Source organism: Streptomyces sp. NBC_00989 (assembly GCF_045162655.1).
In the GTDB taxonomy this organism is placed as follows: Bacteria; Actinomycetota; Actinomycetes; order Streptomycetales; family Streptomycetaceae; genus Streptomyces.
Genome location: NZ_CP108728.1, coordinates 9,167,090 through 9,183,021, shown reverse-complemented (window position 1 = coordinate 9,183,021; position 15,932 = coordinate 9,167,090). Strand labels below are relative to the sequence as shown.

Below are 15,932 nucleotides of genomic sequence, written 5' to 3'. Positions count from 1 at the left end.
CGGGAGTCTGCCCGCTCAGGGGGCCGTCTCCCGATACCTGAGTACGTTTTGAGTACGTGCGCTCATGTCGTACGGCGTGACGGGCAGCACACTCCGAGACATGACCCACATCCCGCCTCCGGCCGTCGAGTTGCGGATCCTGGACGCCGAGCTGCACCAACTGGACGCCCGCCGCGCGCAGTTGCTGCACCGGCGCGCCTGGCTGCTGACCGTGCTCCAGCCGGCCTGGCCCGCGCCCGTGACACCGCCGTCCGCCGCACCGCCCCGGCGTGAGGCCACCGCGCCGAGCGTGCAGAACGTGCTGCTCCTGCTCGGCGCCGCCCTGCTCACCCTCGCGGCGATCGCGTTCACGCTGGTCAGTTGGGGGAGCATGGGGATCGCGGGCCGGGCCCTCGTGCTCGGCGCGGTGACCCTGGCGACGCTCGGCGCGCCGGTCGCGCTGCTGCGCCGGGGCCTGCGCTCCACGGCCGAGTCGCTCGCGGGTCTCGGCCTGGTCCTGACGGTGCTGGACACGTACGCGCTGCACGAGGTCGCCTTCCCGGACGGGGACGGCGCGACGTTCGCGGCAGCGGCGACGACCCTGCTGGCCGCGCTGTGGACGGCGTACGGCATCGGCATGGCGGCGCTCCCGAGCCCGGCCGTCACCCGCGGGGAACCGACCACCGCGCGCACCCTTCTCCTGCCTCTTCCCTCGGCGCTCGTGGTCGCCCAACTCCCCTTGATCCTCTGGGTGGTAGCGGCCGGTGGAGGCGCGCACACGGTCACGGCCGCGATGCTGGTGACCGCCGCGATGGACATGATGATCGCGCTCCGGGTCTCCCCGAAGGCCGTTCGTTTCGTCGCCGTGGGCGGTGCGTTCGGTCTGGGCGGCCTGGGCGTGCTGACGGCCGGCCTGATCTCCTTGTCCGCGGCCGGTCCGGGCGCCACCGCCCGTGCGACGGCTCTCCTGGTCCTCGCCGCGGCGGGCGTGTTCGCCGCCGCGTGGCTCGTCCCGAGCCCGGGGCTGCGGACGGGTGCGGCCACGACGGGCGGCCTGCTCGTGGTCGCCGCGCTCGGTGGCGTGCTGCGGGTGCCGTTGCCCTACGACTGGGCGGTTCTGGGCTATCTGGCCTGTGGGATGGGCCTGTTGGCGCTCGTACGGGGCTCGCTGCCCGAGCCGGTGCGCCGCGGTCTCGGCCTGGCCTCCGTCGGCGTACAAGGGATCGCGCTGCTGTTGACCCTGCCGGCCGTCGTCACCACCCTGTTCGGCCCGGCCGCGTGGCTCTCCCGCGTCTGGTCCGGCGCGCCGGACGACGCGCGTGCCGCGGTGACGGTGGACATCGCGTGGCCCGCGCACGAGACCACCGCTCCCTTGGTGCTCGTCGCGGTCGCCGGAGTACTCGCGTTCGCGGTTCGCAGCACCGTGTGGCGGCCCCGGGCCCGCGCCGCCGCCCTGTCCCTGGTGTGGACGACAGCGATGATCATCCCGACCGCACTGCAACTTCCGTACGCTGTCGGCCTGTTGGTGGACGGGCTCGTCGTGGTGGCCCTGCTCTCGCTCACGCACCGCATCGCCACCGCCCTCGCCCTGTTCACCTCCCTCAGCCTCGCCGCCCTCTCGCTGGCCTCCGAACCGGCCACGCTCGCCGTACTCGCCTCACTGACCGCCCTGTCGGCGGGCGCGGCCTGGCGCGGGCGCCTCGCACCGGTCACCGCGGGCTTCTCCCTGGGGTACGCGACTGCCCTGGCCTGCGCGGTCGGTGCGGCCCTCGACTGGCAGCCGCAGCACACCGCGTTGCTGGTGCTCGCCGTACCGGTGACGGCCGCGCTGCTCGCCGCGCGCCTCACCGATCCGGTGACGACGCTGGTGGTCGAGATCTCGGGCGCCGTCGCGAGCGTGCTGGCGATCGGCCTCGCGGGCGCCGAACTGCCCATGCTGGCCCTGGTGTTGTCCCTCTGCGGAGTGATCGCGGCGGGCACGGCGCTACGGCCCGAGCGCAGGACCGTCGGCTACGCGGCCGCCGTCCTCTTCATCCTCGCCACCTGGGTACGCCTGTCCGCATGGGACGTCGGCAGCCCCGAGGCGTACACGCTGGCGGTGACCGTCCCGGCGCTGCTGGTGGGCGCGTTGCGCAGGCGCCGCGAGCCGAGCACCTCGTCCTGGACGGCGTACGGCCCCGGACTCGCCGCCACCCTCGCCCCGAGCCTCCTCGCGGCCTGGGCCGACGCCCACTGGACCCGCCCGCTCCTGCTGGGCACGGCCGCGCTGCTGGTCACCCTGATCGGCGCACGCCACCGCCTCCAGGCACCGCTCCTCCTCGGCGGCGCCACCCTCGTACTGGACACGCTGCACGAACTCGCCCCGTACATCGCCCAGGCCGTCGGTGCCCTCCCGCGCTGGGCGCCGCCCGCCCTCGCCGGAGCCCTGCTGCTCGCACTCGGCGCGACGTACGAGCAGCGGATCCGGGACGCCCGGCGGGTGCGGGACGTGCTGGGGAGGATGAACTAGCCCTGTATTAGGGCATCTTGTCGCCGAGCAGTGCCAGGTTCTCGATGGCGGCGAGGCCGTACAGCGCGGTGTCGTTCGAGGACACCCACGCGGCCTCGCTGCCCGGGACCAGCGTCACCGGTCCGGTCAGCGGCTCGGTCTTCCACGGGGACGACTCCATGTAGCCGTCGGAACCGTAGAACTTCGTCCACGCCCGCTTGGCGAGTGTCGCGTCGTCGAGTTGTACGGCGGCGTAGGCGTCGAGGCGTGAATGGCCCTGGAAGAGCAGCAGGGTGCCGAAGTTGGAGCCGTAGCGTGCCGCCTGTTCCGTCTTGGAGGCGTTGAAGTAGCGGCAGTAATCCATGTACACCTCCTTGAACTTGGGAATGTCGACGAGGTAGATGAGCTCCGCGCACAGCTCGTTGAGGCCGAAGACGGCCGAGAGATGCGAGACGGAGACCACCGGCGCGGAGGCGACGGCGAACTTGCCGGTGTCGAGGTCGTACAGCCCGCTCCCCTGCACAAATCCGTTGGGCTGGGCGGCGATTGTCTCCATGGTCGACAGGACGCGCGCCTTGGCCTTCTCCCACTTGGGGCCCCTGCGCTCCCACTCGGTGAGCCACGCCGACACCAACCCGCTCCAGTCCGTGCCGAATCCGATCGACAGGGCGTGCCGGTCGGGGGTGTACGGCGCTGTGCGGATCTTGCGGATGGGGTCGAGGACGAGGAACGTCTCGTCGGAGTCGACGTTGGCGGCCATGAGGTCGCCGACGCGTTCATCAGCGGTGAGGAAGTAGTAGTAGCGCCGGTAGGTCGTGTTGGCGATGCGCTGCTGCTTGGCGCTGTCGGCGTAGTGCTGGATACCGTGCCGGGTGCCCAGGCCGGCCCACTCGCCGAGGTGGTAGACGTCGACCTCGCCGGTGTGCCGGGTGAGTGCCTCGGCGAAGCGGAAGATGTCCGAGCGGCCCGAGCGGATGTACGCGAACCAGAGCCAGATGTCCGGCGACAGCTCCGAGTTGTCCCAGGCGTAGCCGCCGATGTCGTACCGCCACTGGTGGCGCACGGTGTCGTAGGAGTGCATGAAGTCGCCGTAGTCCCAGAAGCCGTACCAACGGCGTTGCGCCACCTGGTCCTTGTAATAGGTGAAGAGGAAGTCGAGGTGGTCCTCGATCTTCGCCTTGGCGGTGGTGGAGCGGTCGGGCTCGGAGTAGAGGCCGGGTCCGAAGACCTTGGACTTGATCAACTGCTGGGGCGGGGCGGCCAGTTGGGGCAACACCCGTACCGCTGCGACCTGTTGGGCGAGGGTCTCGGGTGTCGGAGTGAACTCGTTGACCCAGAAGAGGAGTTCGGAGGTGCGGGCGATGCCGTACGGGGTGCCGAACTCGGGTTCGTAGTCCTCGTAGGTGATCTCCAAACCTTCGAGCTGCTTGGCGTAGGTGTCCTGGCCCATGCCTTCGTGGTAGAAGCGCAGGTCCATCGGCTGGGCCTCGGGCGACCAGAGCCAGAGGGTGACCTCGGCCTCGTCGGTGTGGGCGTCGCGGATGTCGAGCTGTGCCGGGAACTTCTCCCAGAAGTCCCGCAGCCCGAAGGAGAATCCGCCGCTCGCCCCGCCGACGTACCCGAATCCGGAGGCGTGTCCGCCACCGCCGGCGGGGATCCAGCCGTAGCCCTTCGTGGTGCGCTTGCGGAGCGTGAAGCCGTCGGCGGAGAGCTGGGAGAGGGTGTAGTCGCCCCACTTGGGGATGTACTGGAGGCGGCTCGTGACGCGCTGGTCCCAGGTGGAGGGATCGGCCAGTTTCCGGCCCGCGTACTGGGCCGCCTGGACGGTCGCGCCCGGGTCGCGGCGAAGTCCCGTGATGCCCTGAACCGCCTCGCGCAGCACGCCGGTTCCCTCGCCACCGATGCGGATGTGGCGGTCGTAGGCCGCGTCCCGCATCGGCACGGTGAAGCGGACGCCGAGCCCGCGGATGAAGTCGCCGCTCGCCTTGCCCGGTTCCACCGTGCCGTCGAAGGTGATCGTGTGCACCATGCGGAAGGAGTCGGCGCCCGCGTAGAAGTAGAGGCGGATCGAGAACGGCAGCCAACTCCGGCCGCCCTTACGGTGTTTGCCGTCGATGCGCACGACGGCGCGGACCGGGCCGTCCTGCTCTACGGTGACCTCGCCGATCACGCCGTCGAAGCGCTCGGTCTTCACCGCGCCCTGATCCTCGTCCTCGATCTCGGGCTGGCGGATGAGGACGAGCCGGCCGTTCTTGGCGATCTCCGTCGAGCCGCGCGAGACCGACTTGATGAGGGTGGAACCGTTCTTGCCGATCTTCGCGGTGATGACCCCGGTCGAGACGTCGATGGTGCCGCCGCTCCTGTCGACGGTGACCTTCTTGTCGGGGGCGGCCGTGTCCCCTGCGGTGAGGGTGAGCTTGCCGGAGCCCGAACTGACCGCGTGGGCCGTCCACTTGAGGGAGCCGTCGGGCCAGTAGGCGATCGGCCAGGACTGCACGGGCACGGCCGTACCCTCGGCGTCCGTCAGCCCGAAGGTCTGGTCCTCCTGATAGGTGCCCATCGGCCACGGCACACCGACCGTCGAGCCGGGTGCGGCGCCCAGACCGCCGTCCTCCAGCCAGTCGAGGATCACCGGATCGTCGTCGGCCGCCGCGGCTCCGGGCGCGGCCTGGGCGTCCTTCGCGCCCAGCGCCCAGCTGAACTGCGCGGCGGCTCCGGCGACGGCGGCCGCCTTGAGCAGGGACCTGCGAGGAATGGGAGACATGACCTGTCCTTTCCGTGCGGGAAGCTTTCTTCAAGTCCGTCTGGTCAGGGGCATGACAGATAGAGGTACGGCGCCGGGAACGCGCCGACCTGGTGCGAGGACACCGCCCGTCAGCGGTGCCGGTACCGCTCCTCCACGGCGACGGCCGCGGCGGCGACGGCCCCCAGCACGGGGACCGCCAACGGCGCGATGAGCAGGGCGGAACAGCCGACGAGGACCAGCCCGCCGACGAGCAGGAAGGAACCGGCCGGGTCGAGCACCGTACGGCGACCGGCCTCGGCGAGCAGTGCCCGCCAGGTGTCCCCCGGCGCCCACACCGCCGCCGCACGCATCCCGGCGACGGCGGTCCCGAGCAACGCGAAGACGCCGACGGCACCTACGAGTTGGCCTCCCGGCAGCCCGGCGCGCACGGCCTGCACATCCACCCATACGGCGGCCCCGGCACCCCACCCCGCGAGCCCGACGACCCACCCGCCGCGCATTGCCGCCCGGAAGTCCGCGACGAACTCCCGCCAGCCACCGCCCACATGACCGGTACGGCGCCTCAAGTGCCGTGCTCCGGCGGCGAATGCGGCGGGATAGGTGACAATTCCCGCCGACGCGACGGCGATCCACACCCCGGTGAGCAGACATTCGGCGAACACGCCGAACCGCTCGGCGAAGACCGACTCCCTGCGTGCCTTCACGCGTGCTTCGGCCACCGTCTCAGCCCTTCAGTCCGGAGGTCGCCATACCGTCGATCAGGTACCGCTGGAAGGCGAGGAAGAACAGCAGCACCGGCAGCAGCGCGACGAGGGACATGGCGATCATGCCGCCGTAGTTCGCGGCCACGCCGTCTGAGTCGCGGAACATCATCAGGCCCAGCGAAACCGTGTATTTCCCGGGCTCGTTGAGGTAGATCAGCGGGCCCATGAAGTCGTTCCAGGCGTTGATGAAGGTGAAGATCGCGCTGGTGATGAGCGCGGGCCGGCACAGCGGCAGCACGATCGACCAGTAGATGCGCAGGTGTCCGCAGCCGTCGAGCCGGGCGGCCTCGTCCAGTTCCTTCGGCAGGTTGCGCATGAACTGCACCATGAGGAAGACGAAGAAGGCCTCGGTCGCCAGGTACTTGCCGAGCAGCAACGGGACGTAGGTGTTGACCAGTTGGAGCTTCTGGAACATCACGTACTGCGGGATCAGCAGCACGTGGTAAGGCAGCAGGAGCGTGCCGATCATGAGGGAGAAGAGCAGGTTGCGGCCGGCGAACCGGATGCGGGCGAAGGCGTAGGCCGTAAGGGAGCAGGAGATGAGGATGCCGACGACCGAACCGAGTGCGTAGAAGAGGGAGTTCTGGAAGAAGGTCCAGATCGAGATGTCGGCGATGCCCTTGGCCAGGCCCTTGAAGTTGGCGAGGATCGGGTGCCCGGGGAACAGTTGCAGGCTGTTGATGACGTCCTTGCTCGGCTTGAACGAGGCGCCGATCACCCAGACGACCGGGTAGAGGACGACGGCGAGGACGGCCAGCGCCCCGACGTGCCAGACGAGCGAGCCGGTGCGCCTGCGGCCCAGCCCCGGGGACTTCGTGGCGGTGGTGACACTCATCGGGCGCCTCATCGAGTGACTCATCGCGCGTCCTCCTCGTAGTGCACCCACTTCTTCTGCGACCAGAAGAGGACGGCCGTCACGAGCGCCACGGCGAGCAGCAGCATCCAGGCCATCGCCGACGCGAAGCCCATCTGGGCGTTCTTGAAGCCCTGTTGGTAGAGGTAGCAGGTGTAGACGAGCGTGGCGTCGGCCGGTCCGCACTGGGAGTTGGAGACGACGTACGCGGAGCCGAAGATCTGGAAGGAGTGGATGGTCTCCAGGAGCACGTTGAAGAACAGCACCGGGGAGATCATCGGCAGCGTGATGTTCCAGAACCGGCGGAAGGGCCCGGCCCCGTCCATCGCGGCCGCTTCGTACAGCTCCCTCGGTACCTGCTTGAGCCCGGCGAGGAAGATGACCATCGGCGCGCCGAACTGCCACACGGTGAGCGCGACCAGGGAGTAGAGGATCCAGTCGGGGTCGCCGACCCAGCCGCCGACATGGGAACCGAAGAGGGACTGCGTACGGTCCACCACGGCGCCGTCGGAGAACAGCGTCCGCCAGACGAAGCCGATCGAGACGCTCGCGCCGATGAGCGAGGGGGCGTAGAAGGCGGCCCGGTACAGGGCCTGGCCCCGGCGGCTCTGCGCGAGCAGCATGGCGACGCCGAGCGCGAGGAGCAGTTTCAGCGGGGTGCCGATGACGACGTATTTCGCCGTCACCTCGACCGACTTCTGCCACCGCGGGTCGTCGAACATCCGGGTGAAGTTGTCGAAGCCGATCCACTTCGGGCTGTCGAAGAGGTTGTAGTCGGTGAACGCGAAGTAGAGCGAGGCGACCATGGGGCCGGCGGTCAGCAGCAGGAAGCCGGCGATCCACGGGGACATGAAGAGGTAGCCGGCGAGGTTCTCGCGGCGCCCCCGCCGCTTCTTGGCGGCGGGGGGCGCGGAGCGGGGCTGCCGGGTGTCGGGCGGAGCGTCGTCGACGAGCGTCACGGCGGTTCCCATCAGGCGGAGAAGGCGGCCTGCGCCTCGGAGAAGAACTGCTTCACCGCGTCGGCGACCTTGGTCTTGCCCAGCGCCATGTCCCCGCCGATGCGGAGGAAGGCGGACTCGGCGGTGTCGGCGCCGGACGGGTGCGGGGTGATCGTCCCGAGGACACCGGCCTTGGCGGTGTCCACCTCGTACTGGGCGATCTCCTTCTGGACCGTGTCGGTCGGCTTGAACGCGTCGTACTGGTCGGTGGTCGCCAGGATGCCCCGGTCGTAGCCCATGATCTTGCCGACCGCGGGGTCGTGGACCATGAAATTGATGAACTGGGCGACCTGCTTCGGGTGCTTGGTCCGTGCGGAGCCGCTGAGCATCAGGGACGCGAGGTACTGGCCGGTGTCCTTGCCGTCGGTGGTGGGGATCGGCGCGAGGCCGTAGTCGCTGGTGCCCTCCGCCGTGTAGCGGACGGTGAAGTTGTCCCAGGTGAATTCCGAAGCGCCGTGACCGGCCGAGAGCGAGGACTTGGGGGTGTCCTGGGCGACGACCTTCGGGGAGGTGACGATCCCGGCCTTCACCCGGCCGTACCCGTCCGTCCACCACTCCGTCAGATCCGACTCCTGGAAACCGAGCCCGTCCTTGGTGAAGAACGCCTTGCCGTTCTGCCGGAGGTAGAGGTCGTACAGGTACATGATGCTGAAGTAGCCCGTGTCCCCGGGGACTTCGGTCTTGTCGTGGATCGTCTTGAGGGCCTTGAAGTACTCGTCCCAGGTCCAGCCCGCCGTGGGGTCGACGCCCGCCTTCGCGTAGACCTTCTTGTCGATGACCAGCGCCATGGTGTTCGAACCGACCGGAACACCGAGCTGCTTGCCGTCGACCTGGCCTACCTTCACGACGCCCGCGCGGAAGTGATCCAGGCTCAGATTCCCCGCGTCGATCTGTGATGTGAGATCGAGCAGGACGCCTCTCTTGTCGTACTTCCGAAGAAATCCGACAGCGTTCTGGAATACGTCCGGTGGATTTCCGCCCGCGGCCTGCGTCTGGAACTTCTCCCAGAAAGAGGGATAGTCCTGAAAGTCCGTCTTCACCTTGATCTTCGGATACTTCTTCTCGAAGAGCGCGATCGACTGATTGATCTTTTTCGCCCGCTCCTCGGCACCCCACCACGAGTAACGGATCGTCACCGTCCCGTCCGCGGACGTCCCGTCGTTCCCGCCGCATCCCGTCGCGGCCAACCCCAGCGTCGCCGCCGAGACCCCGGCGGCCTTCAGGACCGTACGCCTCTCAACATTCGTGCGGGTTCCCATGATGGGCCCTCCCCGTAGCGTCGTTGCCACCTGCATGAATCGTTTCAAGTAAGCGCTTGCTGGCACAAGGTACGGAGGCCCTCGGGGTGCGTCAATGATTCGGACAGGATTTTCTTGTGACCCGGCTGAGCGCCACGACGGCGCCGCCGGGCGCGTTTTCGGAGCGACGGGACGGACACCGCAGGTGAGGCGCGCGTGACCGGTCGGCCGAACAGGAAGCGGCCTGCCACACCCGGGCGCCGAGCGGCCGAAAAACGCCTGGGCGATGAGGAGTTGGCCCCACGCTGCCGACGCGTGAACGACGACGGCCCGCCTGTGTGATCACAGGCGGGCCGTCGGTCCGGGTGGGCGATACTGGGTTCGAACCAGTGACCTCTTCGGTGTGAACGAAGCGCTCTCCCACTGAGCTAATCGCCCGGGCGCACGGAGAACATTACCCCATGTCAGCGGGTGCCTCCGACCAGCGCGGAAAGGCACCCGGAGGCTGTCAGCGGGTCACTGGTCCTTGATCTTCCAGGGCATCACGACGCCGAACTTCCAGACGTAGACGCCCCCAAGGGCGATGACGATCACCAGGCCGACCGAGGTCAGGATGATGTTGCGGCGGCGCACCTCGGGGTCGAGCGCACGCTGTGCCGCCTCGGTGACCTTGCGTTTCGTCCAGCGGAGCACGAGCTGGGCCCAGACGAACTCGGTCGCCCAGATCGCCATGCCGCCGAAGATCACGACCCAGCCGGGTCCCGGCAGCGGCAGCATGACGATGCCGGCGGCCACGACCGCGAGGCCGATGACGAAGACGCCGACCTGCCAGCTCACATGCAGCGCACGGCGTGCCTTGATGAATTCCGGCGCCTTGGAACCGAGCCCTTGCCCGCCCTGCGCCCCGTCCGCTCGCGCCTCGTCGGCCGCCTCGTCCGGCGCCACGACAACCTCACCCGGCTCGTCACTCCCCGTATTCATACGGACAAACCCTACCCGAGGGAAACCAGTCACCGGAATGGCCCCGCGGAGCGATCGAGCTCTCGGCCGGAAGAGTTACGTAAAGGCACGCAAAACACTCAGAGGGGTTTACAACGGCACCGTAGGTGGCATGTCGATTTCGCCGACGTGCGAATCCCCGAGCGCACACTGAGCGAAAGGCCCTGGCGCTTATGAACACCACGGTCAGCTGCGAGCTGCACCTGCGCCTCGTTGTGTCGAGCGAGTCGTCCCTGCCTGTCCCCGCAGGCCTGCGGTACGACACGGCCGACCCCTACGCCGTGCACGCCACCTTCCACACCGGAGCCGAGGAGACCGTCGAGTGGGTGTTCGCCCGCGACCTTCTCGCGGAGGGCCTCCATCGGCCCACCGGTACCGGCGACGTCCGAGTCTGGCCATCCCGTAGTCACGGTCAGGGCGTCGTCTGCATCGCACTGAGCTCTCCCGAGGGCGAAGCCCTGCTGGAGGCTCCCGCGCGGGCCCTGGAGTCCTTCCTGAAGCGGACGGACGCCGCCGTGCCACCTGGCACGGAGCACCGGCACTTCGACCTGGATCAGGAGCTGTCGCACATCCTGGCGGAGAGCTAGCGAGGTCCCGATCAAGCCACCCGGCGCCGTCCGAACTCGGGGAGACGGCTCGGGCCTGGACAACCGAATAGGGCACACACCGGCGCCGTCGCCGCGATTCGTCGCGGGGGCGGCGCCGGTGTGCGTGGAGCCCGCTCGCGCGACTCTCCGTGATCCGGGGAACCGCGCGGGGCGCCGTCCCGTTCCTAGAGACAGGGGGCGGCCCTCCGGGAAGCCACTACCATCGGCCAGCATCGGCGGGCGCCCGCCCGACCCCCAGGCCAGGGAGCGAAACGTGCTGATCACCCACGACACCCGGTGTGCCCTCGACACCGTGGTCGATCTGGTGAACACCGCACCGGAGGACGCCGCGGCGCCGGACGGACTGCAGGATGTCGCGCTGCTCGCGGATTTCGTACGAAACCACGAGATCAGCGATGTCGGGGTGCTGTCGGAGTTCGACCTCTCCGCCGTGCGCAAGATCCGCGGCCGGTTCACCGCGGTCTTCTCGGCCCCGGATCCCCGGACCGCCGCCGGGCTGATCAACGACCTGGTCGCCGCGGCGGGCACCACACCCCGGCTCACGGACCACGACGGCTACGACTGGCATGTGCACTACTTCGCGCCGGGCGCCTCGGTCGCCGACCATCTCGCCGCCGACTGCGGGATGGCGCTCGCGTTCTTCGTGGTGGCCGGCGAGCAGGAGCGGCTGCGCCGCTGCGAGGCCCCCGACTGCCGACGCGCCTTCGTCGACCTCTCCCGGAACCGCTCCCGCAGGTACTGCGACAGCCGGACCTGCGGGAACAGGCTGCACGTGGCCGCGTACCGGGCGCGGCGCAAGGAAGCGGCGGGCTGACGCACAGCACAGCCCGGCCCGGCTCGGAGGAATCGATGAGTTCGTGGCCCCCGGCGGGTGACGTCGGGGACCACGAGTACGGCTCACAGCATCAGCAGGTCGTGCAGCGAGGCCATGAGCAGCAGACACCCGATCACCGCTAGGAAGATCATCAGCGGTGGCTGGGAAAGGGCGAAAAGGCACCCGCGCGGCTCGTCCTTCGGCGGCGCGGCGTCGCTCTGTGTCGTGTCCAGCATCTCGCCGCGATGATGACGCAGCGGAGACCCCCGGCGCGATCAACACGCCCGTTATGAGAGGGAGTTCGCCGAATTCCGTGATGTCTGTTTCGAGTCGCGACGACTCCTGAACGCTTACCGGCGGACCTGGCTCACTCTGTGTCGTTTCAGTCCCGGTCCGGTCCGGCCGTCATATGCCGTGCTTCTTCAGGATGGCCTCGATGTCGCTGAAGTCGTCCCCGCTCTTCGCGCGGGGCGCGGCAGCAGGCCGGGTCGCGGGACGGGTGGACGGGCCCAGGGAGGGTGCGGAGGCCGCCGGAGCCACCGCGTCGGCCTGCGAGGAGCCCCGGGCCGCCCTGCGCTCCTTTCGGGTGCCGCCACGGCGGCGCTCCACCGCGCGGGTGCCCATGAAGAGCAGCCAGGCACCGCCCAGCACCGCGAAACCCGCCCAGGCCGTAGGACTGAACGCGGTGTCGGCCGCCCAGCCGACGACCCCGGTCATCACCAGGCCGACCGGCACCAGCGAATACGCGGCGATGCGGGCGGCGGAGAGAAAACGCTTGCGGTACGCCGTGACCGCCGCGATGCCCAGGCCTGCCGCGGAGACGGCGGAACAGACGGTCTCGGCAATCATCCGGTCCTCCAGGCAGATCGGTCGGGCAGGCTTCGATCGGGCAGGTTCAGCTCGGGCGTGCACTTCGTCCCTTCCATCCTGCACCGTCCGGTCCCCGGGAGGCCATGCCCCGGTCGGACATCAGGGACATCTCCGGGTCGCATCCTCCCCAGGTGCCGGTCGGCGTAGTACGGACGCGGCCCGTGGTCCCGGTTGGGGCGGCGCGGCCGGGGCTGGGAGACTGGTCCCATGAGTGACCTCCCCTCCGTGCGCACCCCCGTCCTCGACGTCTGGTGCGAGCTCCAGTGCCCGGACTGCGACACCGCCCTGGACGATGTACGCGCCCTGCGGGCCCGCTACGGCGACCGGCTGGAGGTACGGCTGCGGCACTTCCCGCTGGAGAAGCACAAGCACGCCTTCGCCGCCGCGCAGGCCGCCGAGGAGGCCGTGGAGCAGGGGCGGGGCTGGGACTACGTCGAGGCCGTGCTCGGCCGGGTCGCGGAGCTGGACCGTAGGGGAGAACCCTTCCTGGTCGAGGTGGCCGGCGAACTCGGTCTGGACGCCGAGGAGTTCGACACCGCCCTGATCGACGGCCGGCACATCCTGATCGTCGACGCCGACCAGGCCGAGGGCAAGGCCATCGGCGTGACCGGCACCCCGACGTACGTCATCGGCGACGAACTGCTCGACGGCGGCAAGAGCCAGGAAGGGCTCCGCGCCCGCATCGAGGAGATCGCCGACCGGTTGCTCGCCGGGGGCGAGTGAGCCTCGGCGCAGGCGTCAGAGCAGGCTCTTGTACAGGTGGTAGGTGACCGTCTCGTAGCCGAGTGACTCGTAGAGCCGCTCGGCCGGGGTGTTGCCCGAGAAGACGTTCAGGCGAATCGTCGGCAGACCGGCCGCGATGCCCTGCGCCTCGGCCAGGAGCATCAGGGTGCGGCCGTGACCCTTGCCCCGATGGCGTGCGTCTGCCTCGACGTCGTAGACGAAGGCCTTGCCGTCACGCGGGCCCGCCCAGAGTGTGCCCACCGCGATCCCCTCGTGCTCCAGGACGCTGAAGAGCATCCCCGCGGTGTCCATTCCGGCGGGCAGCAGGACGGCGTTGCCCTCCAGCGCCCTGGTCCGGGCCTCGGCCTCGGGGACACCGCGCTCGGTCCAGCCCTTGATGAAGTCCTCCGTGCCGAGCTCGAGCCAGGGGTCGAACTCCTCCCGCGTCATGGGCCTCCCCCGGCTCCCCGCGGGCAGTTCGGGCGCGGAGTCGCCGAGGGGCTTCTCCATGTGGCGGTTGCGAACGACGTATCCGAGGTTGGTCGCCATCTTGAGCGCCGCCTCCGCCTCCGCGGGAACGGACGCCTCGATCCGCTCGCAGCCCCAGCCGCGCGCCACCTCCTCGGCGGCGAGCGCGGCCACGGTGCCCCGGCCGCGCCGGCCGTCCTGCTCGTCGATACGAAGGTCGAGGATCTGGGCCACCGAGTCGCCGAAGAGCGGACTCGTGCCGAGGTGTATCGCACCGACGGGACGGCTGTTCACACACACCTGGTAGCGGCGTGAACGCGTCCCGTCGGCCTCGCGCTGAAGCGGCTCGGTCGGCCGCAGGGTCGTGGTCATCAACTGTGTTCTACCCGACCCGGAGCACCAGGTCAGCCCATTAAATGAGGCTTTTATGGATCAAGGTCGTCGCCCGACCGCTCGTCGAACACACGCATGGCCTTGGCCGTCACCGGCCCTGCCACGCCCGGGAGTTGACGCTCGTCGACCAGGTGCACGGCCTGTACGTCCCGCAGCGACGACGTCAGGAAGACCTCGTCGGCGCGCTCCAGGACGTCCAGCGGCAGATCGGTCTCCCTGGCGCCGGTCCATTCGACGGTCAGCGCGCGGGTGATGCCGGCGAGACAGCCGGAGGCGACCGGCGGGGTGTGGATCTCGCCGTCCAGGACGACGAAGACGTTCGACCCCGTGCCTTCGCAGAGTTGGCCGACCGTGTTGGCGAACAGGGCCTCGGAGGCGCCGTGTTGGTGCGCGCGGGCGAGGGCGACGACGTTCTCGGCGTAGGAGGTCGTCTTGAGGCCGGCGAGGGCGCCGCGTTCGTTCCGGGTCCAGGGGACCGTGACGGCGGCCGTGGAGTCGGGGCGGCGGTTCGCCTCGCCGAGGGCGACCACGAGGGTCGGGCCGTGCTCGCCGCGGTCGGAGCCGAGCGGGCCGTGGCCGCCGGTGTACGTGATGCGGAGCCGGCCGAGCGGCATCGGGTTGGCGTCGAGGACGGCCGCGCAGCCGCGGCGGACCTCGTCCAGGTCCGGGTCGGGCAGCCCGAGGCCGCGCGCGGAGCGGGTCAGCCGGTCGAGATGGCGGGTCAGCGCGAACGTCTTTCCGTCCGTCGTCTTCACCGTCTCGAAAATGCCGTCGCCCACGGTCAGTCCGTGGTCGAAGACGGAGACACGGGCGGACTCGATGTCGTGCAACCCGCCGTCGAGCCAGATCTTCATGAAAGAGCCCCTCCGCTCACCTCGTACGCGCCCGACGCTATCGCGAGCAGCCGTGACGCCTTCAGCTCGGTCTCCCGCCACTCCCCGTCGGGGTCAGAGCCCCAGGTGATGCCCGCGCCGGTGCCGAAGCGCAGCATGCCGTCGGCTCGGTCGATCCAGAACGTGCGGATGCCGACGGCCAGTTCGCCGGTCCCCCGGTCCGCGTCGACCCAGCCGATGCCCCCGCAGTACGGGCCGCGCGGCGCGGTCTCCAGGGCGTCGATGATGCGCAGGGCACTGGACTTGGGGGCTCCGGTGACACTCCCGGGCGGAAAGGCGGCGGCCAGCAGCTCCGGCCAGCCGGCGGCGACGGGCAGTTCACCCCGTACCGTCGACACGAGGTGGACCAGACCCGGATGCTTCTCCACGACGCACAGGTCCGGCACGGTCACCGTCCCGGTGGCGCACACGCGGCCGAGGTCGTTGCGGACCAGGTCCACGATCATCACGTTCTCGGCGAAGTCCTTCTCCAGCAGGTCCGCCTCGGTCCGCCCGGTGCCCTTGATCGGGCCCGACTCGACGACACGGCCGGTGCGGCGCAGGAAGAGTTCGGGAGAGGCGGTGGCTGTCTCGACGCCGTGATCGGGCAAGCGGATCGTTCCTGCGTACGGCGCCGGGTTGCCGCGCGCGAGCAGGGCGGTGAGGGCGTCGACGTCCGCGTCGGGGGCGACGGGCGCGGACAGGACGCGGCACAGGTTGGCCTGGTAGACCTCGCCGGCCGCGATGTGCTCCCTGATGCGGCGGACGCCGGCGGTGTAGGCGGCGCGGTCGAGGGAGGTGGTCCAGGCCTCGGCCGCGGGGGCGTGCCAGGCGCCGGGGACGGGTGCCGGGACCGGTTCGTGTCGTACGTCGCGGAAGCGCGCGCAGGTCAGACGGCCCTCGAAGTCGGCCGCGACCGCCCAGAAGCCGTGGGAGTCCAGGGCCGCGGGATCGCTGGTGACATCGAGGAGGCCGGTGGCGACACGGCCGCCGAAACGGGCGAGAGGGGCGAGGCGGAACACGCCGTCGAGTCTATGGCGGGTGTCTCACAGGTTGCCCGGCCATGTCCCCGCGGGTGCCCTGACCATGTGTTCCCGTAGTCGCAGGCCAGCACGCTGC

Annotated in this window: 15 protein-coding genes and 1 tRNA gene; 4 read left to right on the top strand and 12 right to left on the bottom strand. The window is 69.8% G+C overall.

Going from position 1 to position 15,932, the window contains the following annotated elements; genetic code table 11:
• Positions 1 to 64: 64 nt before the first annotated feature.
• Positions 65 to 2,488 (top strand): SCO7613 C-terminal domain-containing membrane protein, encoded by a 2,424-nt coding sequence (locus OG714_RS41285; RefSeq protein WP_406128826.1) that lies wholly within the window; start codon positions 65 to 67, stop codon positions 2,486 to 2,488.
• 7 nt (positions 2,489 to 2,495) lie between these two features.
• Here OG714_RS41285 and OG714_RS41280 read toward each other — a convergent pair whose 3' ends face one another.
• From OG714_RS41280 to OG714_RS41250, 7 genes are all read right to left on the bottom strand, one after another.
• A complete protein-coding gene (locus OG714_RS41280) occupies positions 2,496 to 5,231 on the bottom strand; it encodes a Tat pathway signal sequence domain protein (protein WP_406128824.1) in 2,736 nt (911 codons plus the stop codon).
• A gap of 110 nt (positions 5,232 to 5,341) precedes the next feature.
• Positions 5,342 to 5,932 (bottom strand): hypothetical protein, encoded by a 591-nt coding sequence (locus OG714_RS41275; RefSeq protein ID WP_406128823.1) that lies wholly within the window; start codon positions 5,930 to 5,932, stop codon positions 5,342 to 5,344.
• Positions 5,933 to 5,936: 4 nt separating this feature from the next.
• Positions 5,937 to 6,812: a carbohydrate ABC transporter permease gene (locus tag OG714_RS41270; protein ID WP_266870227.1), complete on the bottom strand. Its 876-nt coding sequence runs from the start codon at positions 6,810 to 6,812 to the stop codon at positions 5,937 to 5,939.
• Between the two features lie 20 nt (positions 6,813 to 6,832).
• Positions 6,833 to 7,801 carry a carbohydrate ABC transporter permease gene (locus OG714_RS41265; RefSeq protein WP_406128821.1) on the bottom strand — a complete coding sequence of 323 codons (969 nt, stop codon included), beginning with the start codon at positions 7,799 to 7,801 and terminating at the stop codon, positions 6,833 to 6,835.
• Positions 7,801 to 9,087: an ABC transporter substrate-binding protein gene (locus OG714_RS41260; protein ID WP_406128819.1), complete on the bottom strand. Its 1,287-nt coding sequence runs from the start codon at positions 9,085 to 9,087 to the stop codon at positions 7,801 to 7,803. The genes OG714_RS41265 and OG714_RS41260 overlap by 1 nt, the downstream gene beginning before the upstream one ends.
• 345 nt (positions 9,088 to 9,432) lie before the next feature.
• Positions 9,433 to 9,504 (bottom strand) — tRNA-Val (locus OG714_RS41255).
• Positions 9,505 to 9,582: 78 nt separating this feature from the next.
• Positions 9,583 to 10,047, bottom strand: a complete 465-nt coding sequence (locus tag OG714_RS41250) for a TIGR02611 family protein (protein ID WP_406128818.1) — start codon at positions 10,045 to 10,047, stop codon at positions 9,583 to 9,585.
• Between the two features lie 191 nt (positions 10,048 to 10,238).
• Between OG714_RS41250 and OG714_RS41245 the strand changes: the two genes are divergently transcribed.
• Positions 10,239 to 10,652 carry an SsgA family sporulation/cell division regulator gene (locus OG714_RS41245; RefSeq protein ID WP_004002642.1) on the top strand — a complete coding sequence of 138 codons (414 nt, stop codon included), beginning with the start codon at positions 10,239 to 10,241 and terminating at the stop codon, positions 10,650 to 10,652.
• A gap of 274 nt (positions 10,653 to 10,926) precedes the next feature.
• Positions 10,927 to 11,487, top strand: a complete 561-nt coding sequence (locus OG714_RS41240; RefSeq protein WP_033282237.1) for a CGNR zinc finger domain-containing protein — start codon at positions 10,927 to 10,929, stop codon at positions 11,485 to 11,487.
• 83 nt (positions 11,488 to 11,570) lie between these two features.
• Here OG714_RS41240 and OG714_RS41235 read toward each other — a convergent pair whose 3' ends face one another.
• Together OG714_RS41235 and OG714_RS41230 are read right to left on the bottom strand one after the other, a co-directional pair.
• Positions 11,571 to 11,723, bottom strand: a complete 153-nt coding sequence (locus OG714_RS41235) for a hypothetical protein (RefSeq protein ID WP_019059824.1) — start codon at positions 11,721 to 11,723, stop codon at positions 11,571 to 11,573.
• Positions 11,724 to 11,892: 169 nt separating this feature from the next.
• Positions 11,893 to 12,336, bottom strand: a complete 444-nt coding sequence (locus OG714_RS41230; protein ID WP_406128815.1) for a hypothetical protein — start codon at positions 12,334 to 12,336, stop codon at positions 11,893 to 11,895.
• Positions 12,337 to 12,564: 228 nt separating this feature from the next.
• On the opposite strand from OG714_RS41230, the gene OG714_RS41225 reads away from it, so the two are divergent.
• Positions 12,565 to 13,080, top strand: a complete 516-nt coding sequence (locus tag OG714_RS41225; RefSeq protein ID WP_406128813.1) for a DsbA family protein — start codon at positions 12,565 to 12,567, stop codon at positions 13,078 to 13,080.
• Positions 13,081 to 13,095: 15 nt separating this feature from the next.
• On the opposite strand, the gene OG714_RS41220 is transcribed toward OG714_RS41225, so the two are convergent.
• From OG714_RS41220 to OG714_RS41210, 3 genes are read right to left on the bottom strand one after another with little or no spacing between them, the layout of a single operon-like run.
• Positions 13,096 to 13,920: a GNAT family N-acetyltransferase gene (locus OG714_RS41220; RefSeq protein WP_406128811.1), complete on the bottom strand. Its 825-nt coding sequence runs from the start codon at positions 13,918 to 13,920 to the stop codon at positions 13,096 to 13,098.
• Between the two features lie 53 nt (positions 13,921 to 13,973).
• A complete protein-coding gene (locus OG714_RS41215) occupies positions 13,974 to 14,795 on the bottom strand; it encodes an aminotransferase class IV (RefSeq protein WP_406128809.1) in 822 nt (273 codons plus the stop codon).
• Positions 14,792 to 15,835, bottom strand: coding sequence for a chorismate-binding protein (locus OG714_RS41210; protein ID WP_406128807.1), 1,044 nt, complete (start codon positions 15,833 to 15,835; stop codon positions 14,792 to 14,794). Before OG714_RS41210 ends, OG714_RS41215 begins: the two co-directional genes overlap by 4 nt.
• Positions 15,836 to 15,932: the final 97 nt, after the last annotated feature.